General features: G+C 72.2%; 19 protein-coding genes. 5 read left to right on the top strand and 14 right to left on the bottom strand.

Annotated elements, in window-relative coordinates; all coding sequences use genetic code 11:
• Positions 1-224: 224 nt before the first annotated feature.
• The 6 genes from U5C87_RS14660 to U5C87_RS14635 all read right to left on the bottom strand — a co-directional run bounded on the left by U5C87_RS14660 (position 225) and on the right by U5C87_RS14635 (position 7,434).
• Complete coding sequence (locus U5C87_RS14660; protein WP_330473275.1) at positions 225-3,095, bottom strand: DEAD/DEAH box helicase; 2,871 nt, start codon at positions 3,093-3,095, stop codon at positions 225-227.
• Positions 3,092-3,997, bottom strand: coding sequence for a diacylglycerol kinase (locus U5C87_RS14655; RefSeq protein ID WP_330473274.1), 906 nt, complete (start codon positions 3,995-3,997; stop codon positions 3,092-3,094). Before U5C87_RS14655 ends, U5C87_RS14660 begins: the two co-directional genes overlap by 4 nt.
• Positions 3,998-4,006: 9 nt before the next feature.
• Positions 4,007-4,813 (bottom strand): twin-arginine translocase subunit TatC, encoded by an 807-nt coding sequence (tatC, locus tag U5C87_RS14650; RefSeq protein WP_330473273.1) that lies wholly within the window; start codon positions 4,811-4,813, stop codon positions 4,007-4,009.
• A gap of 39 nt (positions 4,814-4,852) precedes the next feature.
• Complete coding sequence (tatA, locus tag U5C87_RS14645; RefSeq protein ID WP_330473272.1) at positions 4,853-5,233, bottom strand: Sec-independent protein translocase subunit TatA; 381 nt, start codon at positions 5,231-5,233, stop codon at positions 4,853-4,855.
• A gap of 195 nt (positions 5,234-5,428) precedes the next feature.
• A complete protein-coding gene (locus tag U5C87_RS14640; protein ID WP_330473271.1) occupies positions 5,429-6,421 on the bottom strand; it encodes a helix-turn-helix transcriptional regulator in 993 nt (330 codons plus the stop codon).
• Positions 6,418-7,434 carry a helix-turn-helix transcriptional regulator gene (locus U5C87_RS14635; protein ID WP_330473270.1) on the bottom strand — a complete coding sequence of 339 codons (1,017 nt, stop codon included), beginning with the start codon at positions 7,432-7,434 and terminating at the stop codon, positions 6,418-6,420. Before U5C87_RS14635 ends, U5C87_RS14640 begins: the two co-directional genes overlap by 4 nt.
• Positions 7,435-7,510: 76 nt before the next feature.
• Between U5C87_RS14635 and U5C87_RS14630 the strand changes: the two genes are divergently transcribed.
• Positions 7,511-8,608 carry a DUF3866 family protein gene (locus U5C87_RS14630; protein ID WP_330473269.1) on the top strand — a complete coding sequence of 366 codons (1,098 nt, stop codon included), beginning with the start codon at positions 7,511-7,513 and terminating at the stop codon, positions 8,606-8,608.
• A 7-nt stretch (positions 8,609-8,615) separates the two neighbouring features.
• Here U5C87_RS14630 and U5C87_RS14625 read toward each other — a convergent pair whose 3' ends face one another.
• From U5C87_RS14625 to pafA, 3 genes are all read right to left on the bottom strand, one after another.
• Complete coding sequence (locus tag U5C87_RS14625) at positions 8,616-9,002, bottom strand: FKBP-type peptidyl-prolyl cis-trans isomerase (protein ID WP_330473268.1); 387 nt, start codon at positions 9,000-9,002, stop codon at positions 8,616-8,618.
• An 88-nt stretch (positions 9,003-9,090) separates the two neighbouring features.
• Complete coding sequence (locus U5C87_RS14620) at positions 9,091-10,086, bottom strand: FKBP-type peptidyl-prolyl cis-trans isomerase (RefSeq protein ID WP_330473267.1); 996 nt, start codon at positions 10,084-10,086, stop codon at positions 9,091-9,093.
• 141 nt (positions 10,087-10,227) lie between these two features.
• Positions 10,228-11,619 (bottom strand): Pup--protein ligase, encoded by a 1,392-nt coding sequence (gene pafA / locus U5C87_RS14615; protein ID WP_330473266.1) that lies wholly within the window; start codon positions 11,617-11,619, stop codon positions 10,228-10,230.
• A gap of 157 nt (positions 11,620-11,776) precedes the next feature.
• Here pafA and U5C87_RS14610 point away from each other — a divergent pair, with 157 nt between their 5' ends.
• Positions 11,777-13,009, top strand: a complete 1,233-nt coding sequence (locus U5C87_RS14610) for a hypothetical protein (RefSeq protein WP_330473265.1) — start codon at positions 11,777-11,779, stop codon at positions 13,007-13,009.
• A gap of 105 nt (positions 13,010-13,114) precedes the next feature.
• On the opposite strand, the gene prcA is transcribed toward U5C87_RS14610, so the two are convergent.
• From prcA to U5C87_RS14595, 3 genes are read right to left on the bottom strand one after another with little or no spacing between them, the layout of a single operon-like run.
• Positions 13,115-13,924, bottom strand: coding sequence for a proteasome subunit alpha (gene prcA / locus U5C87_RS14605; protein ID WP_330473264.1), 810 nt, complete (start codon positions 13,922-13,924; stop codon positions 13,115-13,117).
• Entirely contained in the window at positions 13,921-14,754 is an 834-nt protein-coding gene (gene prcB / locus U5C87_RS14600; RefSeq protein ID WP_330473263.1) for a proteasome subunit beta, read from the bottom strand. Before prcB ends, prcA begins: the two co-directional genes overlap by 4 nt.
• Positions 14,751-14,957, bottom strand: coding sequence for a ubiquitin-like protein Pup (locus U5C87_RS14595; RefSeq protein WP_030146057.1), 207 nt, complete (start codon positions 14,955-14,957; stop codon positions 14,751-14,753). Before U5C87_RS14595 ends, prcB begins: the two co-directional genes overlap by 4 nt.
• A 230-nt stretch (positions 14,958-15,187) precedes the next feature.
• On the opposite strand from U5C87_RS14595, the gene U5C87_RS14590 reads away from it, so the two are divergent.
• Complete coding sequence (locus U5C87_RS14590) at positions 15,188-15,952, top strand: hypothetical protein (protein ID WP_330473262.1); 765 nt, start codon at positions 15,188-15,190, stop codon at positions 15,950-15,952.
• 5 nt (positions 15,953-15,957) lie between these two features.
• Positions 15,958-17,109, top strand: a complete 1,152-nt coding sequence (locus U5C87_RS14585) for a hypothetical protein (RefSeq protein WP_330473261.1) — start codon at positions 15,958-15,960, stop codon at positions 17,107-17,109.
• A 10-nt stretch (positions 17,110-17,119) separates the two neighbouring features.
• Here U5C87_RS14585 and dop read toward each other — a convergent pair whose 3' ends face one another.
• Entirely contained in the window at positions 17,120-18,640 is a 1,521-nt protein-coding gene (dop, locus tag U5C87_RS14580) for a depupylase/deamidase Dop (protein WP_330473260.1), read from the bottom strand.
• Between the two features lie 79 nt (positions 18,641-18,719).
• On the bottom strand, positions 18,720-21,377 hold the full coding sequence (locus U5C87_RS14575) for a lysylphosphatidylglycerol synthase transmembrane domain-containing protein (RefSeq protein ID WP_330473259.1): 2,658 nt from the start codon (positions 21,375-21,377) through the stop codon (positions 18,720-18,722).
• A 150-nt stretch (positions 21,378-21,527) separates the two neighbouring features.
• On the opposite strand from U5C87_RS14575, the gene U5C87_RS14570 reads away from it, so the two are divergent.
• The gene (locus U5C87_RS14570; RefSeq protein WP_330473258.1) at positions 21,528-22,538 is read left to right on the top strand and encodes an alpha/beta hydrolase; all 1,011 of its coding nucleotides are present in this window, start codon (positions 21,528-21,530) and stop codon (positions 22,536-22,538) included.
• Positions 22,539-22,574 lie beyond the last annotated feature (36 nt).

The following is a 22,574-nucleotide window of genomic DNA, read 5'->3' as shown; positions in this document are numbered from 1 at the left end:
CCTTTGGGTGGAAGTGAGTCGTTGTGTGTCAGCGACCCCCGGTCGGCAGAGACGCGACCACTTTCCAGAAACCCTGAAGAAACAGTTGCGCTCGCAATGGCGTTCCTTGCGAGCGTGTGAAGACACGAGCACCAAAAACGTCGACCGGTGCCCCAACCATAGCCGACCGGGTGCTCCCGACGACAATCGTCCGGCTGGTCCGGGGATGAGGTCGCTACCGCTCCTCAGTCGAGGCGATCCGCCGCAACGACACCGCGCAGCACGCTGTCGCTCGCCCGACGCGCCGTGGTCGCCAGGGCCGGGTCGGCGGCGTCGGTCAGCTGGCCGAGCAGGTCGATGACCTGCTTGCAACGACGGACGAAATCGCCCGCGGCGAGGTCGGTCCCGCGCAGCACGTCCTCGAGTCGCTGGCCGCTCGCCCACCGGTGCATGGCCCACGCGAGACCGCCGTCCGGCATGCCGGTGCGAGGCAGCGCGAGGGCGCCCTCGGCGTCCTCGAGGTCGGACCAGATGCGGATCATCCGGTCGTAGGCCTCGCGCACGTCGTCGGTGGGCCACCGGGGCGTCAGGCCGCCCTCCTCGCGCCGTGGCTCGTGCACGAGGGTCGAGACGATCGCGGCGAGCGACGGCGGGTCGAGCCGGCGCCAGACCTGCTCGCGGAGGCACTCCGCCGCCAGCAGGTCCTTCTCCGTGTAGAGCTGGCGCAGCCGGTCGCCGTCGCCGGTGACCGTCTGGCCGCCCTCGCCGAGGTAGCCCATCTCGACGAGCAGCTCGCAGATGCGGTCGAAGGTCTTGGCCACGGAGTTGGTGCGGCCGTCGATCTTGCGCTGGATGCCGTCGGTCTCGCGCCGGAGGCGCCACCACCGTTCGGCCCACCGGGCGTGGTTCTCGCGGTCGGGGCACCGGTGGCAGGGGTGGGCCTTCATCCTGCGCCGCAGCTCGTCGACGCGGTCGTCCGACCCGTCGGTCTCGGCCTGCCGCCGCCGCGGTGGCGGGTCGTGCGGCATCGTCGCGCGCAGCGTGGCGGCCAGGTCGCGGCGCGCCTTGGGGTTGCGGGCGTTGAACTGCTTGGGCACGCGCATCGAGCCGAGCGGCTCGAGCGGCGTGGGCACGTCGTGCAGGGTCAGGCGGCGCAGCTGGTGGTCCTCGGTGACGACGGCGGGCGACGCCGCCTCGCCCTTGCCGCCACGGTTGGGCATGACGACGACGGCCAGCCCGCTGTGCCTACCCGCCGGGATGCGCACGATGTCGCCGATCTTCAGCGACTCCAGGGAGATCGCCGCCGCGGTGCGCATCGACGCCGACCGCGCACGCGCGCCCTCCTTCTCGACGTCGCGGATCTCGTTGCGGATCGCGGCGTACTCGGTGAAGTCGCCGAGGTGGCAGGTCATCTGCTCGGCGTAGCCGGCGAGGGCCTCCTCGTTGCGCCGGACCGTACGGACGAAGCCGACGACGGCCCGGTCCGCCTGGAACTGGGCGAACGACGTCTCGAGGATCTCGCGGGCGCTCTCGCGACCGAACTGTCGCACGAGGTTGACCGCCATGTTGTAGGTCGGCCGGAAGCTCGAGCGCAGCGGATAGGTGCGCGTCGACGCGAGACCGGCGACCCCGGCGGGGTCGAGCCCGCGGTTCCACAGCACGACGGCGTGGCCCTCGATGTCGATGCCGCGTCGGCCGGCCCGACCGGTGAGCTGGGTGTACTCCGCCGGGGAGATGTCGACGTGGCTCTCCCCGTTGAACTTCACCAGTTTCTCGAGCACGACGGTGCGCGCCGGCATGTTGATGCCGAGCGCCAGCGTCTCGGTGGCGAACACGGCCCGCACCCGGCCGGCCGTGAAGAGCTCCTCGACGATCTCGCGGAACGTCGGCAGCATGCCGGCGTGGTGCGCGGCGAAACCGCGCGAGATGCCGTCGACGAAGTCCCAGTAGCCGAGGACCGACAGGTCCTCCTCCGCGAGTCCCTGGATGCGCTCCTCGACGAGGCGACGGTTGGCCTCCCCCTCGGACTCGGGGATGAGGCGCATGCCGCTCGACAGCAGCTGCCCCACGGCGCCGTCGCAGCCGGCACGGCTGAAGATGAACGTGATCGCCGGCAGCAGGCCCTCGCGCTCGAGGCGCTCGATGACCTCGGCGCGCGTGGCGCCGCCGCCGGGGCGACCGCCCCGCGAGAAGCCGCGTCCGCCGTCGCCACCGCCCGGGCCACGGCCACCGGACTCGTTGCCTCGTCTCCCGCGCCCGGACCAGTCGTCGCGCCCGCCGCCACCTGCACCGCCGCGCCCGCCGTTCTTGCCGCGCGGACGGCCCTTGTCGCGACCGCCCCGGGAGCTGACCCAGTGCGAGTCCCACGCCCCGCGGCCCTCGGTGCCGCGGATGGCGTGCACGAGGTCGGGGTTGACGCTGACCGAGTAGCGGCCGGGTGCCGCCTCGAAGTGCTCGTCGTCCTCGCGCGCGTCGCGTTCCTCGACGAAGAGGTCGAAGAGCGTCTGGCCCACCATCATGTGCTGCCACAGCGGCACCGGTCGGTGCTCCGACACGATCACCTCGGTGTCGCCGCGCACCTCTCCGAGCCACGCGCCGAACTCCTCGGCGTTGCTGACGGTCGCCGACAGCGACACGACGCTGACCTCCGGGGGCAGGTGGATGATGACCTCCTCCCACACCGCCCCACGGAAGCGGTCGGCGAGGTAGTGGACCTCGTCCATGACGACCCAGCCGAGCCCGCGCAGGGTGGTCGACCCGGCATACATCATGTTGCGCAGGACCTCGGTCGTCATGACGACGACGGGCGCCTCCCCGTTGATGGAGGCGTCACCGGTGAGCAGGCCGACGTTCTCCGGGCCGTGGACGCGCACGAGGTCGGTGTACTTCTGGTTCGACAGCGCCTTGATGGGCGTGGTGTAGAACGCCTTGCGGCCGGTGGCGAGGGCCATGTGGACGGCGAACTCGCCGACGATGGTCTTGCCCGCGCCCGTCGGCGCGGCCACGAGGACCCCGCGCCCCTCCTCGACGGCGCGGCACGCCTCCGTCTGGAAGTCGTCGAGCGGGAACTCGAGCTGCGCGGCGAACTCCGCGAGCCGCGGCCAGGTGGCGATCACGCGGGCACCTCCGAAGGGGTCACGACACGGAGGGCGCCGGGCACGACCTCGGCGTCGATGGGTAGGTCGGCGAAGGTCTCGCCGTCGGCCTGTGAGTGGATACCGCTCGCCTCCAAGCGAACTCGCCGGGCGCGATAGATCTCGACGGCCGGATGGGTGATGTGCGTGCCGGAGTAGACCTTGGGGAAGACCCGGAGGAACGCGGGGATCGACAGCGCGTGGACGATCATGACGTCGAAGAGCCCGTCGGCGACGTCGGCGTCGGGACACACCTGCATGCCGCCGCCGAACGACGTCGTGTTGGCGACCGCCACCAACATCGCACGGGTCTCGATGCGGCGGCCGTCCAGCTCGACGGCATACGGGATCGGCCGGAAGACGGGGAGCTCGCGCAGGACCGCGAGGTTGTAGCGCATCTGACCGCGCGGCCAGGTCATGCGCTGGGCGCGCGCGTTGACCACCGCGTCGAAGCCGGCCCCGAGCACGCCGCCGAACCACCGATCCCCCACGACGCCGTCGCTGACACGACCGAGGTCGACCCGTCGCGTGCTCCCCTCGGTGAGGAGGGCGACCGCCGCCGGGACGTCACGGACCGGCAGGCCCAGGTTGCGCGCGAAGTCGTTGCCCGTCCCGGCGGCCACGACCGCGAGCCGGGCGGACGTGGCCGCGCAGAGGTTGACCCCGAGGTGCACCATGCCGTCCCCGCCCACGACGACGACCGTGTCGACCCCGTCGGACACCACCTGGCGCGCCTGGGTCCGGGCCTGCTGGTAGTCGCTGCCCGAGACGTCGACGACCTCGTGGCCCGCCTCGCGGAGCAGGCGCAGGGCCTCTGCGCCCAACGCCCTCCCGGCGCCCTTGCCCGCCGTGGGGTTGACGATCAGGGCGACACGCTGGGACACACCCGAACGCTACAGGGCGGACGCCTGGTCGTCGGGGACGTCCAACCAGTCGGGCTTGTGCTCCTCCTTGCGGCGGTCGAGCAGGAACGCGATCCCGACCGAGGCGAAGTAGAGCAGCACCATGGGACTGGCGAGGAAGAGCATGGTGTACGCGTCGGGCGTGGGCGTCATGATCGCCGCGAAGACGAGGATGATCATGACGGCCGGGCGCCAGCCCTTGAGCATGGCGCGCGCCGGCAGGACGCCGACGAGGTTGAGCGCGACGAGGAAGACCGGCAGCAGGAACGCGCAGCCGAAGGCGACGATGAACTTGAGGACGAAGTTGAGGTACTGCGACCCGTCCTGCAGGTTGTAGGCGCCCTGGGGCGTGAAGCCGAGCAGGACCGCGACGGCCTTGGGCACCATGATGAACGCGAAGAAGCACCCGGCGAGGAAGAGCGGCACCGCGGCGACGACGAAGAGCCGCGCGATGAGCTTCTCCTTCTTCGTCAGGCCCGGGACGATGAAGCCCCAGATCTGGAAGAGCCACACCGGCGACGCCAGGATCAGGCCGACGAACAGCGAGGTCGTCAGCTGGAGCGCGAACGCGTCGGTCATCCCCGCGAAGTTGATGTTGACGACGCCCTCGCGGCCCTTCTGCAGCTCGGTGAGCGGCTTGGTCAGGGCGTCGATGACCTGGTTGTAGTAGATCCAGCCCACCACGCCGCCGATGATGATCGCGATGGCGCTGATGGTGATGCGGTTGCGCAGCTCACGGAGGTGGTCGCCGAGCGACATCCGCCCCTCGGGGTCGCGCTGGCGTCGAAGTGACGGCATTCAGGTCAGTCCGTGTGACGGGTCCGGGTACCGACCCACTCAGAACGTCGTGTCGCGGCGGACGTCGTCCGTGCTGCTGACCGGCGTGCTCGTCGGCGTCGTCGGAGCGGCGGCGGAGCTGCTGGCGCGCAGGCGGTCGGCTTCGGCGCGGGCTTCGGCGGCGCGGCGCTCGGCGTCGGCGAGACGGGCCTCGGCGGCGCGACGCTCGGCGTCGGCGTCCACGACGTCACCCGGGACCGTGGTCTTCGCGGCGTCGCTGGGGACGGGCTTGCCGTCCTTCTTCAGCTCGTCGACCTCGGACTTGAACACCCGGGCGGAGCGGCCGAGGCTGCGGGCCATGTCGGGGAGCTTCTTCCAGCCGAACAGGGCGATGAGCACGACCGCGATGATGATGAGTTCGGGGGCACCCAGGTTGGGCATGGTTACGTCTCCTCGTCGAAAGCCGGTCCGGTTCGGAACCGTCATGGAGCAGCCTCGGTGCTGCAGGTGACCAGCATACGTGCGCGGGGTGAACGTGACCCGTGCGGCGCCCATGAGAACAGCAACTGACCGCCATGTGGGCACCGACGACCAGCATGCGGACGCCCCGACGCGGGCCCGGCGGGGCGTCGGTCCTCAGGTGAGGTCGTCGTAGGCGGCCAGCGCGGAGCGCGCCTCGTCGGCGACGGCCTCGACGAGCTCGGGTGGCTCGACGACACGCGCCTCTCCCCCGAGGCGCAGCACGAGGCGCCGTACGAGCGCCGGGTCCGCGACCTTGAGCGTCACCCGCAGCGACCCGTCCGGCCCGCGCTCGACACCCTCGTTGGGGTAGTAGTCGGCGATCCAGGCAGCCCAGCGGGTCGCCTCGATGACGACGGTGAGGTCGTTCTCGCCTGGGACGAAGACGTCGTCGAGGTCGCGCGGCCGTGCGTCGGCCGGCGGCGTGCCGTCGGCATCGAGCACCGACACGTCCTCGATCCGGTCGAGCCGGAAGAGCCGGACGTCCTGAGCGCGGTGGCAGTAGCCCTCGACGTACCACTGCGCGTCGAGGTTGAGGATGCGCATGATGTCGACGTCGCGCTCGGTGGACTCGTCGCGCGTCGCGACGTAGTAGCGCAGGTGCACCCGCCGGCCCCGCGCGAAGGCGTCCTTGAGCGTGGCCATGGCCGGGTGCTGGCTGCCGTCGTCGAGGTCGAGGTCGATGCGGCCGGTGGGCTCGCCGGCACCCGCGGCCGCGGCGACCCGGATCTTCTCAAGGGTGCGCTCGGCGACGTCGGAGCCGACGAGGGTCGAGCCCAGGGCCTGCAGGCCGGCCGTCAGGGTGACCGCCTCGTCGCGCGTCAGGCGCATCGGGGCGGCGATGTCGTCGGCGTTGTCGAGGTAGATGTAGCCGCTGTCCCACTGCGCGTCGATGAGCTCGGCGTGGCCGTAGCCCGGTGTGCCGCACACGAACAGCAGCTCGAGGTCCTCGACGACCTGGGCCTCGTCGACGCCGAACTCGCGCGCCGCCTCGGAGATGGTCACGCCGCGGTGCTGGAGCAGCCACGGCACCATGTCGAGCAGGCGTCCCAGACGCTGGGTCGCCGTCTCGGGTGCGCGGCGCGCGGCCGTGCGTCCGGTTCCACTCATGCGCGTGCCTCCGAGCGCGTCGACGTGTCGTGGGCGGCCGCGCCGGCGTGCGCCCGGGCCACGGCGAGCAGCGCCGCGCGGACACCGTCGACGAGCTCGGGCGGGGACACGGCGACCGCGTGGGTGCCGAGGGCGACGACGTCGCGCTCGGTCGTGCCGCGGCGGTAGGGCAGCTCGATCTCGGCCCACCGCTCATCGAGCTCGGTGGTGCGCTGGGCGTGGCGGCGCAGGGTGTGGCCACGCCCGTGGCGCACGCGCACGACCGCGGTGCCCTCGGGCTCGGGCAGCTGGGCCTCGAGGGCCACCTCGGGCACGTGGTCGGACGGGACGGCATACGACCCCGCCCTGCCCTTGCGGCGGACGGCGCCCTCGAAACGGCTGAGCCGGAAGGCGCGCTCGTCGCCGCGGTCGACGTCGAAGCCGGTGAGGTACCAGCGGCCGTGCCAGTTCTTCAGCGCCCACGGCTGGACGTGACGCGTGGTCAGCTCGCCGTCGTTCTTGCGGTAGCCGAAGGTGATCGGCTGCAGGGCCGACACCGCGGCGTGCACGGCCTCGAAGGCCGGCTCCTTGGTGCGGATGCGCGGCTCGGCGCCCGCCGCCACGGACTCGTCGATCTCCACGCCCGAGAGGCGCAGCTTGCGCAGACCGGCCGACGCCGCACCCGAGATGCTGGCCGTCGACCACGCCCGGGCGGCCAGGGCCAGGGCCGCGACCTCGTCGGGCTCGAAGCTGATCGCCGGCAGCGTCGTCTCGCTCGCGTCGATGCGGTAGCCGACCTCGTCGTCGAAGAGGACGTCGAGCACCGTCGTCGAGATCGGGATGCCCATCTCGCGCAGCTCGTCCTTGTCGCGCTCGAACATCCGGTCGAAGGCCTCGTCGGAGCTCGCCTGGGCGTACGCCGGCAGGGACTCGCGGATCTTCTGCTTGGAGACCGGCCGCCGCGCGGACTTCAGCGCGAGGATGAGGTTGAGCAGCCGTTCGGTCTTGTCGGCCGAGGCAGACGCTGGGCTCATCGAGGCCTTCCTGGAGGACTGCGGGGCGGTGGGCAGTCTGACGCTACCCGAACATGCGATCGAATAGGGTCACCCCATGATCCAGTGGCGCCGGGGTGTCGTGGTCGAGGTCCGCTCCCGCTGGGCGGGGGCGATCGAGTATGCCGTCCGCCTCGCCTCCGGGGACCGTGTCCGCGCGCTCGGCTACGTCGAGGTCGTCGGCGACCTCGTTCCGGGGACCGCCGTCCTGCTCAACACGACGGCGCTCGAGCGTGGGCTGGGGACCGGGGGGCTCGCCATCGTCGTGGCCGCGCCCGACGCCCTCCCCCGCCCCGTCGACGACGTGGGCGCCGTCCGGGGGCATGTCGTCAAGGCGCGCTACACGCCGTCGCAGACGATGGTGCTCGGTGTCGACGAGCAGGAGAGCGAGCACTACGCCGTCCTCTCGGACGCCGACGACCTCGCCGGGCTGCCGGTCGTCGTCGCCGACCTGCACTCGGCGCTCCCGGCCGTGCTGGCGGGTCTGCGCGAGGCGGCTCCGGCGCTGCGGGTGGCCTACGTCATGACCGACGGCGGCGCGCTGCCCATCGACTTCTCCCGCACCGTGGCGGGGCTGCGCGAGGCCGGCTGGCTCGAGGCGTCGATCACGGTCGGGCAGGCCTTCGGCGGCGACCTCGAGGCCGTCAACGTCCACACCGGTCTGCTCGCCGCGCACCACGTCGTCGGCGCGGACGTCGTCGTGGTGTCGCAGGGCCCGGGCAACCTCGGCACCGGCACCCGGTGGGGTTTCTCGGGGACGTCGGCCGGAGAGGCCGTCAACGCCGCCGGCACCCTCGGCGGCCGACCGGTCTGCTCCCTGCGGATCTCGGAGGCCGACCCGCGCGAGAGGCACCGGGGCGTCTCGCACCACAGCCTCACGGCATACGGCCGCGTCTCGCTCGTGCCGGCCGACGTGCCGGTGCCGCTGCTGCCCGGCGAGCTCGGTGCGCGGGTGCTCGAGCAGACGCAGGGGCTGGCCGCGGCGAGCGCGGGACGTCTCGTGCTCCACGAGGTGGAGACCGATGGCCTGAAGGAGGCGCTGCGGTCCTCGCCCGTGACGCTGAGCACGATGGGCCGCGGATACGACGACGACCGCGCCGGATTTCTCGGCGCGGCCGTCGCAGGGCGCTACGCGGCCCGGATGCTGAACGACTAGAGCAGTCTCATCTCACGTCGTCGAGGTCGACGACGAAGATCAGCGTCTCGCCCGGCTTGATCGCGGCGCCGGCGCCGCGGTCGCCGTAGGCGAGGTGGGCCGGGATGGTCAGCTTGCGCCGACCGCCGACCTTCATGCCCTCGATGCCCTTGTCCCAGCCCGGGATGACCATGCCGACGCCGAGGCGGAAGTCGAGCGCGCTGCCGCGGTTCCAGGACGAGTCGAACTCCTCGCCCGTCGAGTGCGCGACGCCGACGTAGTGGGCGCTGACGGTGTCGCCGGCCTTCGCCTCGCGGCCGTCACCCTCGATGAGGTCCTCGACGACGAGGTCGGCGGGGGCCTCGCCCTCCGGGAAGTCGATCTCGGGCTTGGTGCGGTTCGGGTCCAGTGCCATGCGTGCGTTTCCCTTTCGTTGGTGACTCAGGTGGATCGGGTGAGTCAGGTGACTCGGACGGCGAGCGGGTCGCCGGTCCGGGTGCTGCTCAGTACGCGTCGAGGATGTCCACGACGAACACCAGGGTGTCCGTGCCGGAGATCTTCGGCGGGCTGCCGGCCTTGCCGTAGCCGTCGGCCGGCGGGATGACGAGCAGCACGCGGCTGCCCACCTTCTTGCCCACCAGTGTCTTGTCCCAACCAGGGATGACGCCACCGACGCCGATCGGGAAGTCGGCGGCCGCGCCGCGCTGCCACGAGGAGTCGAAGACGCTGCCGTCCTTCCAGAGGACGCCGTGGTACTGGGCGCTGATTGTCTGGCCCTTCTGCACCGTCGCGCCGGTGCCCTGGACCAGGGTCGCCTGCTGCGTGGTGGTCGGAGCCGCCGACTTGGGCACCGTGACGGTGGGCTCCTTGGTCGGGCCGTTCTTGAACTCCACCGTCGGCAGACCCGCCGGCGCCGGCGTCTGGGTGCCGTCGATCGTGGTCAGCGGGGTGTGGACGTCGGCGATGTCGGCGACGACGACGATCGTGTCGGTGCCCTTGACGCCGAGCTGCTCGTTGCCGGCCGACCCGAAGCCCTTCTCGGGCGGGATCGTGAAGGCGATGCGGCCGCCCTTGGTGGCGCCGACGAGGCCCTCGGTGAAGCCGGCCACGATGTCGGTGCGTCCGAGCCGGTAGCCCTCCTCGGACCGGCCCGCGGCGTAGCCGTCGTCGATGAGCTTGCCGCTCGTGCCGTTGTAGATCTGCGCGCGCAGGCGCACGGTGTCGGCCTTGGTGGCAGCCTTGCCGGTGCCGGGCGTCAGCACCTTGTGCTCGACGGCCTTGGAGCTGATCGGCGTGGCGCCGAGGGCGACCTTGGGGGCGGTCTTGAGGTCGACGGCACCGGTGGCCGTCACCCCCTTGAGGGCGGCCGAGGCGGCGACGTTGGTCGTGGCGGTGCCGTTGGAGCCCGAGGAGCTCGACCCGCACGCGGCGACGGTCGTGAGCCCGAGGGCAGCGATCAGGGCAGCGGCCGTGCGAGCGGCCGGACGGTTGGAGCGCACAGGGGAAGACTTTCGGTCGGGGCGGGCGGGCGTGGAGGTCCCGCTGGGCAAATCCCCGTCACTGTAACGCCGCCCCTTGTGCGAGACACACAGCGCACTGACAGGTTGGGGTGGCAGGGCCGCCCCGGTCGGTGGACCCCGTCAGAGTGGCCGCTGGACCGTCGGCGAGCGGTCGATCGTCTCCATGAGCCGCTCGACCCGCTCGTCCACGGCACGGAACGGGTCCTTGCACAGCACCGTGCGCTGGGCCTGGTCGTTGAGCTTGAGGTGCACCCAGTCCACGGTGAAATCACGTCCGTGGGCCTGGGCGGCGCGGATGAAGTCGCCGCGCAGCTTGGCCCGCGTCGTCTGCGGCGGTCGCACCTTGGCCTGGAAGATCTCCACGTCGGAGGCGACGCGCGCCGTGCGACCGTGCCGCTGGAGCAGGTAGAAGAGCCCGCGCCGCCGGTTGATGTCGTGGTAGGCGAGGTCGATCTGCTGGACCCGGGCGTCGGTCAGTGCCAGCCCGTGCTTGGCGCGGTAGCGCTCGATGAGGCGGTACTTGATGACCCAGTCGATCTCGGTGTCGATGGCGCCGAGGTCACCGGAGCCGATGGCGTCGAGCGCCCGCCCCCAGAGGTCGATGACCTGCTTGGTGTCGGGGCTGTCCATCCCCTCGCGGTCGACGAACTCGACAGCCTTGTCGAGGTACTCGCGCTGCATGTCGAGCGCCGAGAGCTCGCGGCCGTTGGCGAGCCGGACCGTGGCCCGACCGGTCGTGTCGTGGCTCATGGTGCGGATGGCCCGGATGGGGTTCTCCATCGACAGGTCGCGCATGACGACCCCCGCCTCGATCATCCGCAGCACGAGGTCCGCACTGCCCACCTTGAGCAGGTTGGTCGTCTCGGACATGTTCGAGTCGCCGACGATGACGTGCAGGCGGCGGTACTTCTCGGCGTCGGCGTGGGGCTCGTCGCGGGTGTTGATGATGGGGCGGCTGCGGGTGGTCGCCGAGGACACGCCCTCCCAGATGTGGTCCGCGCGCTGGCTGACGGCGAAGCTCGCGCCGTGGGCGGTCGCCACGACCTTGCCCGCTCCGCAGACGATCTGCCGGCTGATGAGGAACGGGATGAACATGTCGGAGACCCGCTGGAAGTCACCGCCGCGGCCGTAGAGGTAGTTCTCGTGGCACCCGTAGGAGTTGCCCGCCGAGTCGGTGTTGTTCTTGAAGACGAAGATCTCGCCCTCGACGCCGTCGTCGCGCAGCCGGCCCTGGGCGTCCTCGACGAGGCCCTCGAGGATCCGCTCCCCCGCCTTGTCCTGGATCACGAGCTCGCGCACGGAGTCGCACTCGGCCGTGGCGTACTCCGGGTGGGAGCCGACGTCGAGGTAGAGGCGCGCACCGTTGCCGAGGAAGACGTTGCTCGAGCGGCCCCACGCCACGACCCGGCGGAAGAGGTAGCGCGCGACCTCGTCCGGGGTCAGGCGCCGCTGGCCCTGCGTGGTGCAGGTGACGCCGTACTCGTTCTCGATCCCGAAGATCCGCCGCTCCATGAACCAACTCTAGGTGGCACTCGTGCCGTCCGCCGGGAAGGACCACGCCAAGGGCCGACACCCGCCGGACGCGCGCGTGCTACTGGCGCGGGCGGCTGTCACAATGGCCGTTGTCCCCTCATGCCGTACCCCTCCACCATCCCTGCATTGGACGGAAATGATCGACAGACCCCACTTCAAGTTCTCCCGCCGTGGCTACGAGCCCGAAGAGGTCGACTCGTTCATCGAGTCGCAGAACCGCACCCTCCAGGCTGCCAAGAAGGACGCTGCCGAGCGCAGCGTCGAGCTGACGAAGCTCAACGCCGCGCTGACCGACCTCAGGGGACAGCTCGGTCAGCAGTCACGAGTCATGGCCGACCTGAAGAAGAACAGCTCGCCGACCCAGGCCCAGACCTTCTCCGACCTCGGTGAGCGCATCGCACAGATCCTGACGCTCGCCGACCAGGAGGCCGCGGACATGCGCTCGCGCGCCTCGGGCGAGGCCGACGAGATCCGCGAGCGTGCCAACCGCTCTGCCGCCGAGCTCAAGGCGACGACGGCCACGTATGCCGAGCAGGCCCGCGCCCGTGCCGACGAGGAGGCCGTGCGGATCATCGCCCAGGCCAACCGCGAGGCCCAGGCCATCGTGGCCGAGGCCCAGAGCGTCACCGCTGCGCAGCGTCAGGAGGCCGCCGCCGAGTTCGAGGCGCACCGCCTCAAGGCGTCGACGGCGTCCGCCGAGCTCGAGGTCAAGCTGGCGGCCCGCCGCGAGTCGGCCGACGCCGAGTTCGAGGCGCGGCGCCAGCAGCAGGAGGCCGCCCTCAGCGAGAGCGAGTCCCGTCTCCGGCAGCTCACCGAGCGCGCCGAGCACGACGCGCACGAGATGCGGGCCCGTGCCGAGCGACTCCTTGAGAACGCCCAGACGCAGGCCGACCAGATCGTCTCCGAGGCCCGTGACCACGCCTCGCGCCTGCGCGAGGAGTCCGACCGCGAGCTCGCCGCCGCGACGGCGCAGCGCGACAGCATCACCGCCCAGCTGGGCAACGTCCGCCAGATGCTCGCCACCCTCGGGGGCGGCGCGCTGATGGACACCCTCGGCACCCCGGACAAGCCGGCCCAGCCCGCCCAGGTCGCCGAGGCCCAGCAGCCGGTCCCGACGCCCGCGGCGCAGGCCGCCGAGTCGCAGGACGCGGACCCGTCCGCCGACACCGAGCCCGAGCAGGTGGACGAGGCTGCGGACGACGCGCAGCCCTCCGCCGCTTCCGAGACGGCGTCCGACGACGAGGCAGACGACCAGACCGGCAACGAGTCCGGCGCCGAGGCTGAGGGCGACTCGTCCTACGGCTCCGACCAGTCGTCGTACTACCAGCGCAGCGCCTCCGGCGACAAGGTCGGCGCCACGCGACGCTGAACGCCGCTCGAGCACGAGAGCTCGACAGCACGACGAAGGCCGCCCACCGACTCGGTGGGCGGCCTTCGTCGTCCGCGGCGTCCTGCTCGGCAGGGCACCCAGGGGTCAGGCAGGTGGTGTCGTCGGTCCCGATGCCTCGGGCGAGCCGTCCTCAGCTGAGTCCGCTTGTGCCACAGGCGACTCCGAGCCCAGCGCGGCGGCCGGGACGTCGGTGGTCTCGCGGGGCTCGCCGAGCAGCCGCGTCAGCAGCGGGCCGACGATGCGCCGGAACGAGCGACGCGGACGGTCGCGGTCGAGCACGGCCACCTCGAGCTGCGCCTCGTCGAGGTGCCGGCGCTCGCCGTTGTCGCCGGCACCGAGCACGTCGACCGCGAGCCGGAGCACCTCGCTCAGGGTCATGCCCGGCCGCCAGCCGGTGCCGAGCCGCTCCTCTGCCGCCTCGCTCGCTCCACCCATCGCGACGAAGCCCTGCTCGTCGGCGACGGACCCGTCGTAGGTCAGCCGGAAGATCTGGTCGGAGTCGCTGTCGGCCCCGACCTCGGCCACGACGATCTCGATCTCGAAGGGTTTGGACTCCTGGGTGAACACTGCGCCGAGCGTCTGCGCGTAGGTGTTGGCCAGGGCACGGGCCGTGACGTCGGTGCGGTCGTAGGAGTAGCCCCGCAGGTCGGCGTAGCGGATGCCGGCGACCCGGAGGCTCTCGAACTCGTTGTAGCGCCCGACGGCGGCGAAGGCGATGCGGTCGTAGATCTCCGACACCTTGTGCAGGGCGCGCGACGGGTTCTCTGCGACGAAGGCGATCCCGCGGTCGTAGCCCACCACGACGACCGAGCGTCCGCGTGCGATTCCCTTGCGCGCGAAGTCGGCCCGGTCCTTCATGACCTGCTCGGGCGGGACGTAGAACGGCATGCTCATCGGGCACCTCCCGGGTTGTCGCGGCGCGCGGCGACAACGCGCTCCACGTGTCCTTCGAGGACGTCCTGGGCGACGAACCGGGCACCGGAGTGGTCGACGACCGCGACGGTCGGCCAGATCTGGCGGCCGAGGTCGGGGCCGCCGGTGGCGGAGTCGTCGTCGGCCGCGTCGTAGAGCGCCTCGATGGCAACCGACACGGCCTGCTGCTCCTCCAGGCCCGGCCGCCACAGCTTCTTCAGGGCACCGCGCGCGAAGACGGATCCGGAACCGGTGGAGTGGTGACCACCCTCGACGTAGCAGCCGCCCGTGACGTCGTAGGAGTAGATGCGGCCGGTGGCCGAGTCGAGGTCGAACCCGGCATACGTCGGGACGACCGTCAGCCCCTGCATGGCCAGCGCGAGGTTGCCACGGATCATCGAGGCGAGGCGGTTGGCCTTGCCCTCGAGCGACATGATCGCGCCCTCGATCTTCTCGTAGTGCTCGAGCTCGACCTGGTAGAGCCGGACGAGCTCGATCGCGATGCCCGCGGTGCCGGCGATGCCCACGACGCTGTAGTCGTCGGCCGCGAAGACCTTCTCCATGTCGCGGTTGGCGATGACGTTGCCCATGGTGGCGCGACGGTCACCGGCCATGACGACGCCGCCCTCGAAGAGCAGCGAGACGATGGTGGTGCCGTGCGGCGCCTCGATGGTCGCCCCGGAAGGCAGGCGACGCCCGGCAGGGAGCAGCTCGGGACGGTAGGCCGTCAGAAACTCGGTGAACGACGACGACCCGGCAGTGAGGAAGGCGTCGTCGAGCCGGCGCGGGCGTCCCGTGGACGACTGGGTCACTGGCCGCCCTTCTGCACGAAGCCCCGGACGAACTCCTCGGCGTTGGACTCGAGGACGCCGTCGATCTCGTCGAGGACGCTGTCGATGTCGTCGGACAGGCCCTCCTTGACGGCGGCCCCGGCGGGCGCGGTCGGCGGTGCCTCCGGTGTCTCCGGCGGCTCCTCGTCACGACGCTGCGGCTTGGCGTGCTCCTGACCCGGCATGGCTACCTCCCAGACGTGTTGGACCTCGTGACCCGACCCTAACCCGTGCGGCCCCCGCCGTCCGAGCACCCGCTCCGGACGGACGCCCGGGAGACGCGCCGGGACACAGCGGGACAAGCCGGACACCTTGCGTGCCAGGCGTTCCCACGCCTGCGCCTCGCTGTTACGTTGTGCGCGGTCGCCGTCGAGGACGGCGACTCGACAACTGCATCTACTCGGGGGAGTAACCGATGAACGCTGCACAGCAGCAGGCGACCGCGCCTTCTCGCGGTCAGTCACGACGCGCCGTCGTGAAGGGGGCCGCGTGGGCCGTGCCGGTCCTCGCGATGGGGGCGCCCGCCGCCCACGCCGGCATCAGCCGGTGCACCGTGAGCGGCTCGATCCAGATGGGGCCCAACGTCTTCACCGACGTCGACGCCGTCTGCCGGGCCAACGCCCAGAGCCCGGACCTCGGCGTGCCCCGCATCCGGACGGGCTACGGGCGCGCCTGGCTGCCCGTCTACATCGAGATCTGCAACTGCACCGTCGACTCGGCGTGGTACCGCTTCCGCGAGGTCGACACCCTCGACAACTTCCAGATCGAGGTCGCGGGGCGCCACAACGACCAGAACGGGTCGGGCGCGGGTTTCCGCCCCGGGTTCAAGCTCAGCCCGGTCGGCGAGTCCGGGGGCTGCCAGCGGTTCCCCCTGACCTACCGGACGTCGCAGAGCAGGCCCTTCTCGAGCAGCCTCAGCGGGATCCCGGGCAACGCCGTCGGCGTGACGATGACCGTGACGCTCCAGCGCAACGCGAGCACCAGCGGGAGCGCGCCGTCCCAAGGCGACCCGGGCTGGACCACGGTGTCGACGTTCACGGTGTCCGGCTCGGTGTGGCGCACCGTGCGGGCCGGCACGTCCGGCAGCGCCGACCCGGTCGACTTCGGCTCGTGCGCCGTGCGGTCTGGCGCAGCGGCGGCGGTCGTGCAGACGGAGTCACGCGTGGCCGGGCTCGATTGAGAGCGGTGACCGAGCGGGCCGTCGACCTCCCGTCCGACGGCCTGCTCTGCCTCCGCGTCCTCGGCGAGGTCGTCGGTGTGCGGTTCGCCGGACCCGAGCCACGCGAGCAGGTCCGGGCGGCATGGTCCCGGTGCGTCGTCCCGACACCTCGGGGGCGAGTGCGCACGATCCGCTCGGAGCAGTCCGACCTGCCCCTGACCCGCCCGCTCTCGCACCGGCTGGCCTACGACCTCACCGACCTCGGCATCGACCTGCTGTCGGGGCGCGCGGTGCTGCTCCACGCCGCCGGGCTCAGCCGGCCCGACGGGTCCGTCGTGGCGCTCGTCGCCGCGTCGGGCACGGGCAAGACGACGGCCGCGGCAACGCTCGCGCGGGGTGGTCTCGGCTACGTGACGGACGAGACGGTGGCCGTCCTCGAGGACGGTACGGTGCCGCCCTTCCCGAAACCGCTGTCGATCGTCGTCGATCCGGACGTCGAGGACGACAAGGTGCACGTGGGGCCGGACGAGCTGGGCCTCGCGCCGTGCCCGGAGCGGTTGCACCTCGCGGCGGTCGTGCTCCTCGAGCGCGACCCGGACCTGGCCGGGCCGCCCTGGCTCAAGCGTCTCGACCCGCTCGAGGCCGTCACTCAGCTCGTCGGGCACACGAGTGCCTTGACCCGTCTGCCTCGCCCACTCGTGAGCCTCGCGGCGCTCGCCGTGGACGGGGCCGGGGTGCACCGGGCGCACTACGCCGAGGCGGAGGACCTCGAGCCGCTCCTCCACGCGTTGCTCGACGCCCCCTCCGCCCCGACTACCCCGGTGCTCCCCGTCGTCCTCCCCGTCGACCTCACGGATCGCTCTCATATGCCGTCAGGGAGGGACCCGGCCGAACGGCTGGGGTACGTGCGCGCCCCGGTCGCGGACGGCATACGCACTCGGGACGGAGCCGTCCTGCTCGTCGGGACCGCCCCGGTCCGGCTCAGCCCGCTGGGACTGACGCTGTGGGACGCCGTCGAGCCCGTGCCTGACCCCGCAGCAGGGCCGGTCAGCCTTGCCGACGTCGACGACCTCGTGGAGGCTGCCGAGCGCGAGCACGGTCCGCACCCGCAGGCACGCGAGCTCGTCGGCACCGCGCTCGATGCGCTCGTCGCGGCCGGAGTGCTCGTGCGGACCTAGCGCGGGTCGCTCACTCGGGCGTGGCCAGCCCGCGGAGCAGCTCTCCGACGTCGGCGCTCTGCTCGAGCAAGGCGCCCACCTGGGCCCGGGTGCCGCGCTCGGGCTCGAGGATGGGCACGCGCTGCAGGCTCGCCCGGCCCGGGACGTCGAAGACGACGGAGTCCCAGCTCGCGGAGAACACCTGCGAGGTGAACCGGCGCACGCACTCACCGCGGAACCAGGCGCGGGTGTCCTCGGGCGGCGTGGCCTGCGCGGCCTTGACCTCCTCGGCCGAGACGAGGTCGCGCAGCATGCCGCGGTCGCGCAGGCGGTGCACGAGGCCCTTCTCGGGGCGCACGTCGGCCCACTGGATGTCGATGGCGGCGAGGCGGTGGTCGTCCCAGGCGAGACCGTCGCGGGCGCGGTAGCCCTCGAGGAGCTTCAGCTTGGCGACCCAGTCGAGCAACGGCGCGCACGACATGACGTCGCGGCCGAGCCCGGTCAGGACCTCCTCCCAGAGGCCCATCACCTCGGCGGTCGCCTCGGGCTCGGGGTCGTCGCCACGCGCGTCGAGCCACGCCCGGGCCGCCTCGAGGTACATCCACTGCACGTCGAGCGCCGTGACGGTCCGGCCGTCGACGAGCTCGACGGTCGCGGCGAGCGTCGGGTCGTGGGAGATCGTCTGCAGCGCGGCCACCGGACGTCGGATCGACCAGTCCTCGGTGAGGTGGCCGTCCTCGATCATGCCGAGGACGAGCGAGGTCGTGCCCGTCTTGAGCAGCGTCGCGACGTCGAGGTGGTTGGCGTCACCGATGATGACGTGCAGGCGCCGGTAGCGGTCGGCCACGGCGTGGGGCTCGTCGCGGGTGTTGATGATCGGGCGCTTGAGCGTGGTCTCGAGCCCGACCTCGGTCTCGAAGAAGTCGGCGCGCTGGCTGAGCTGGTAGCCCGCTCCCCTGCTGTCGACGCCGAGCCCGACGCGTCCGGCACCGCAGACCACCTGCCGCGTCACGAAGAACGGGATGAGGCCGCGCACGATGTCCGGGAAGGGCGTGCGCCGGGGCATGAGGTAGTTCTCGTGGGTGCCGTAGGACTGGCCCTTGCCGTCGGCGTTGTTCTTGTAGAGGTTGACCGGCGGTTGCCCGGGACGGGCGGCGAGCAGGCGCACCGACTCGAGCGCGATGGCGTCGCCGGCGCGGTCCCAGATGACGGCGTCGCGCGGCAGGGTCACCTCGGGCGAGCTGTACTCCGGGTGGGCGTGGTCGACGTAGTAGCGCGCCCCGTTGGTGAGCACGACGTTGGCGAGGGTGGGGTCCTCGACGTCGGTGAGCTGGCTCGGGTCGGCGGTCTGCCGGTCGAGCTGCCACCCTCGCGCGTCGCGCAGCGGGTCCTCGAAGGCGTAGTCCCAGCTCGACTGGTTGGAGCGGATGCCCTGCGCCGCGGCATACACGCTGACGACCTGGCCCGAGAGGAACATCGGGTTGGCCATGGGGTCGCCGGGCACCGAGATGCCGTACTCGGTCTCGAGACCCATGATCCGCCGCACCGTCATGGCCCGACGATAACCGCCGGCAGCGCCCGTGCCGCGGGCGGTCCGTCCACGACCGTGGGCGTATGCCGTGTGGCCGGGCTCAGATGGCCCCGACCTTCTGCAGCCGGTTGAGCGAGAACCAGCCGAACGGGATCGGCAGCCAGTAGGTCGCGAGGCGGTAGAGCAGGACCGAGGAGACGGCGGTGCCGCTGTCGACGCCGATGGCGATCAGGCCCGCCGACATGGCCGCCTCGATGCCGCCGAGGCCACCAGGCGTCGGCACCGCCGACCCGATGATGGCGCCGGCGAAGTAGACGACCGCGACCGCTGCCACGGGCGCGTCGGCGCCGAAGGCGCGGGTGGCGCAGACGAGGGCGGCGACGAACGAGACGTCGAGCAGGAGCGCGCCACCGAGCAGCTGGGTGAGCTTCTTCGGGTGCTGCAGCACGGCGAGGACCTGGGGCACCGCGGACTTGATCTGCGGCAGCACGCGGTCGGTGATGAGCGCGCGGACCCGTGGGATGGCGAGCAGTGCGAGCAGCGCGATGAGGACGGCAAGGATGACCGCGACGAGCACCGGTGATGGGCTGAACGACACGGCGGGGCCGGTGCCGGCCAGCACGCCGGAGATGACGAGCAGCACGAAGTACGAGCAGAACTGGGCGACCTGGGCCACCCCCACGCTGGCACCCGCGACCGTCGGGGACAGCCCCGAGGTCTGGAGGTAGCGGGTGTTTAGCGCGATGTTGCCGACGGCGGCGGGCGCGACGAGCCCGCTGAAGGCGACGGCGAGCTGCGTCATGTACGTCCGGACGAAGCGCAGGTGGATCTGCACCGCGCCGGCGAGGGCGATCGAGGCCCCGGCGAAGGTGAGTCCCGCGAAGGCCAGGAGGACCACGGCCCAGCGCCAGTCGGCGGTGCTGATCACCTGGCTGAGGTTCACCTGGGCCAGCTGGCTCAGCACGACGTAGCCGGCGATGCCACCCATGACGAGGGTCGCGACGGCCTTGAGGGAGATGCGCCGCAGCTGCACCGGCTCGACGGCCTCGGCCTGGGGGCGCAGCGCGACGAGACGCTCGCGCAGCTCCCCCATGACCGACTTGGACCCCTTGAGCGCGGCGCGGGCGTCGGGGCTGAGGGCGACCGGCTGCAGCACGGGCACCGCCCGCAGCACGGCGTCCTCGCCGAGGACGGCGACGGCCGACTCCACGGTGCGCTCGGGCCCGACGGTGAGCGCCACGGTCGTGAGCAGCTGGGCGAGGTCGATGCGCAGGCTGATGTCGTCGGCGGCGACGTCGCCGCTGCCGAGCCGCGAGAGGGCGACCCCGCCCTGGTCGTCGAGCAGGATCGTCGACGGACCGAGCTGACGGTGGACGAGGCGGCGGCGGTGGAGCGTGGCCGCGAGCCGCCAGATCGCGGCGAGCCGGGCGTCGTCGAGCCGGGAGTCCGGCTCACTGCCTGTCCCGTCATCTGCTCCGCCGTCGGGCCCGGTGAGGTCGCTGAGGGGCGTGCCGTGCGGCTCGTCGTAGGCGATGACGGCCGAGAACGGTCCGACCTCGGAGACCGCGACCGGCTTGGGGGCACGGATGCCGGCGTCGCGCAGCGCCAGCCCCATGAGCGTGCGGTGCTCGACCTCGGACTTCAGCGTCAGGGCGGGCGGCCGGGTGAAACCGCTGCGGAGGCGCAGCACGCGCAGCAGGCGCCGACCGGACGCGAGACCGAAGGTGTCGCGGTCGATGACGTGCACGTCGAGGGGACCGTGGGGCGTGGAGCCGACGTAGCGGCGGTCGCCGGCGTCGTTGGCGTCGATCAGCTCGAGCCTGGTGAGCGGCACGCCCCCCGAGACGAGGACGGCGGCCACCTCGGTGCCCGGGGGGCGGGTGGACGTCACGCCGAACACGAGCCGCGCGGCGAGGCCGACGATCCAGCCGACGAGGAGCGAGCACGCGAGCGCCGCGAGCGTCATGGCGCCGGACAGAAGGGTGGTCACGAGCGTCGCGATGACGACCGTGGTCGCGATGGGCGAGATCCACTTGCGGCCCGAGATGTCTGCGACCGTGAGGAGGGCGAGCATCGAGACGATGACGATGTCGAGCGGACCGGTCTGTCCCGTGGCTGTCGGACGCGTCAGCACGTCGGTGATGAAGCCGCCGTTGCCGGACTGGACGAGGACCGCCAGGACGATGACGAGGATGCCGGCGACGACCGCCGCACCCAGCGCCTGGATGAGCTGCATCGGGCGGCGACGCACGAGCAGGTCGGCGCCGACCCCGATGGGCAGGAGCAGCACGCCGATGCCGCTCATCCAGCCCAGCAGGGTCAGCAGGAGCCGGGGCAGTCCGCTCGTCGCGTCGGTGAGGTCCTGCTCGACCGCGCCGCGGGTGCCCGCCGCCAGGTCGGAGACGACCAGCCCGATCACGAGGAGCACGACGGCAACAGCCAGTCGCGCGCCGTCGACGGGCCGCCGGACCCGTTCGGGGATCGGGGGCTCCACGACCTCGACGTCGGGGGCCGTCCTGAGGGCTCCCTCGGTCGCCCCTGCAGGCGCCTCCCGGGGGACCTCCGCCGGCGCCCCCTGAGGGGCTGCCACGTGGACCCCGTCGGGACCGGTGTCCGGCTGTCGGGCCCCCTCGGGCCGGGTGCCGGCCTCTTCCGCCGTCTGGTGCATGCTCTCCCCCGTGGTGTCGTCAGACTGCTCGGCACGGCTGAGGTCGGCCCCGTCCAGCGGGGGCCGCGTCCTCTCCGAGTCGCCGGGCATGGGTCAATCCTGCCCGAGCCGAGGACCGATTCGCCGCAGCGTCGCCGCGCAGGCCCCGTGCGGAACACGCGCGGAACCCGTGCTGCAGCGCGGGTCGACCCCCGGGCGCCCGGTGCGCGAGCCCCCGGCCCCCGGTGCGAGACTGACGCGGTGACGGTCAGCGACTCCTGGGACATGCCCCTGCGCACCAAGCTCCTCGCCCGCGCCCTGAGCCGTTCGCGGAGCTCGGAGCGGATGCAGACCGCCGACGAGATCGCCCGCAGCAGAGCGTGGTTCGCCCCGACGAGGCTGCCGTACACCTGGGTCACCGGGGCCGTCCCCGACGGGGTCGCGATCGGTGCGACGAGCTTCCGGGCGCGTGACGGGCACGAGGTCGCGGTCCGCACCTACCGTCCACGAGGCACCGAGGGCGAGGTCCTCCCGGCGATGCTGTGGTTCCACGGTGGCGGGTGGGTGCTGGGCAACACGCGCGGCTACGACCCCCTGTGCGCCTGGGTCGCCGACCGGGCTCGGGTGGCCGTGCTCAACGTCGACTACCGTCTGGCGCCCGAGCACCGCGCGCCCCGAGCCGCGCACGACTGCGTCGACGCCGCTCGCTGGGCGGCGTCGGCCGGCACCACGGAGGGGTCCCTCTCCGGCATCCGGCCGACGGGCCTCGGGCTTGCGGGCGACTCGGCCGGCGGCAACCTCGCCGCCGTGACCGCGCAGGTGCTGCGTGCGGAGGGTGGCGCCGACATCGCCTACGAGGCGCTCGTCTACCCCGCCGTCGACGCGACGATGAGCTCGCCGTCCGTGGCCCAGCACGCCCAGGCGCCGATCCTGACCCGCAGCGACATGGACATGTTCCTCGGGCACTACCTCGGCACCGAGGACGACGCCCTCGACCCGCTCGACCCGCTCGTCTCGCCGCTGCACGCGAAGGACCTGGCCGGTCTGCCGCCGACGCTCGTCCAGACGGCCGACCTCGACCCGCTCCGCGACGAGGGGGCGGCCTACGCCGAGGCCCTGCGCGACGCAGGGGTCGACGTCCGGCACACGAACTACCCCCGGGTCCCGCACGGCTTCATGAGCTTCCCCGGGGCGACGCGCGTCGGTGGCGCCGCCCGCTCCGAGCTCGTCGAATGGGTCGCACGCCACGCGCGACCCGAGGTGGTCGGCTAGTCTGCGAACGCACGCGAGTCTCGTGAGGGATGGTCT

This window comes from Terrabacter sp. C0L_2 (assembly GCF_036352015.1).
Classification (GTDB): Bacteria; Actinomycetota; Actinomycetes; order Actinomycetales; family Dermatophilaceae; genus Terrabacter; species Terrabacter tumescens.
This window is presented reverse-complemented; position numbering and strand designations above follow the sequence as displayed.

Coding starts and splice junctions, on each gene's coding strand:
- tatC (WP_330473273.1), bottom strand. CDS start 4,813: ATGCCGTCACTTCGACGCCAGCGCGACCCCGAGGGGCGGATGTCGCTC.
- tatA (WP_330473272.1), bottom strand. CDS start 5,233: ATGCCCAACCTGGGTGCCCCCGAACTCATCATCATCGCGGTCGTGCTC.
- U5C87_RS14640 (WP_330473271.1), bottom strand. CDS start 6,421: ATGAGTGGAACCGGACGCACGGCCGCGCGCCGCGCACCCGAGACGGCG.
- U5C87_RS14635 (WP_330473270.1), bottom strand. CDS start 7,434: ATGAGCCCAGCGTCTGCCTCGGCCGACAAGACCGAACGGCTGCTCAAC.
- U5C87_RS14630 (WP_330473269.1), top strand. CDS start 7,511: ATGATCCAGTGGCGCCGGGGTGTCGTGGTCGAGGTCCGCTCCCGCTGG.
- U5C87_RS14625 (WP_330473268.1), bottom strand. CDS start 9,002: ATGGCACTGGACCCGAACCGCACCAAGCCCGAGATCGACTTCCCGGAG.
- pafA (WP_330473266.1), bottom strand. CDS start 11,619: ATGGAGCGGCGGATCTTCGGGATCGAGAACGAGTACGGCGTCACCTGC.
- U5C87_RS14610 (WP_330473265.1), top strand. CDS start 11,777: ATGATCGACAGACCCCACTTCAAGTTCTCCCGCCGTGGCTACGAGCCC.
- prcA (WP_330473264.1), bottom strand. CDS start 13,924: ATGAGCATGCCGTTCTACGTCCCGCCCGAGCAGGTCATGAAGGACCGG.
- U5C87_RS14595 (WP_030146057.1), bottom strand. CDS start 14,957: ATGCCGGGTCAGGAGCACGCCAAGCCGCAGCGTCGTGACGAGGAGCCG.
- U5C87_RS14590 (WP_330473262.1), top strand. CDS start 15,188: ATGAACGCTGCACAGCAGCAGGCGACCGCGCCTTCTCGCGGTCAGTCA.
- dop (WP_330473260.1), bottom strand. CDS start 18,640: ATGACGGTGCGGCGGATCATGGGTCTCGAGACCGAGTACGGCATCTCG.
- U5C87_RS14575 (WP_330473259.1), bottom strand. CDS start 21,377: ATGCCCGGCGACTCGGAGAGGACGCGGCCCCCGCTGGACGGGGCCGAC.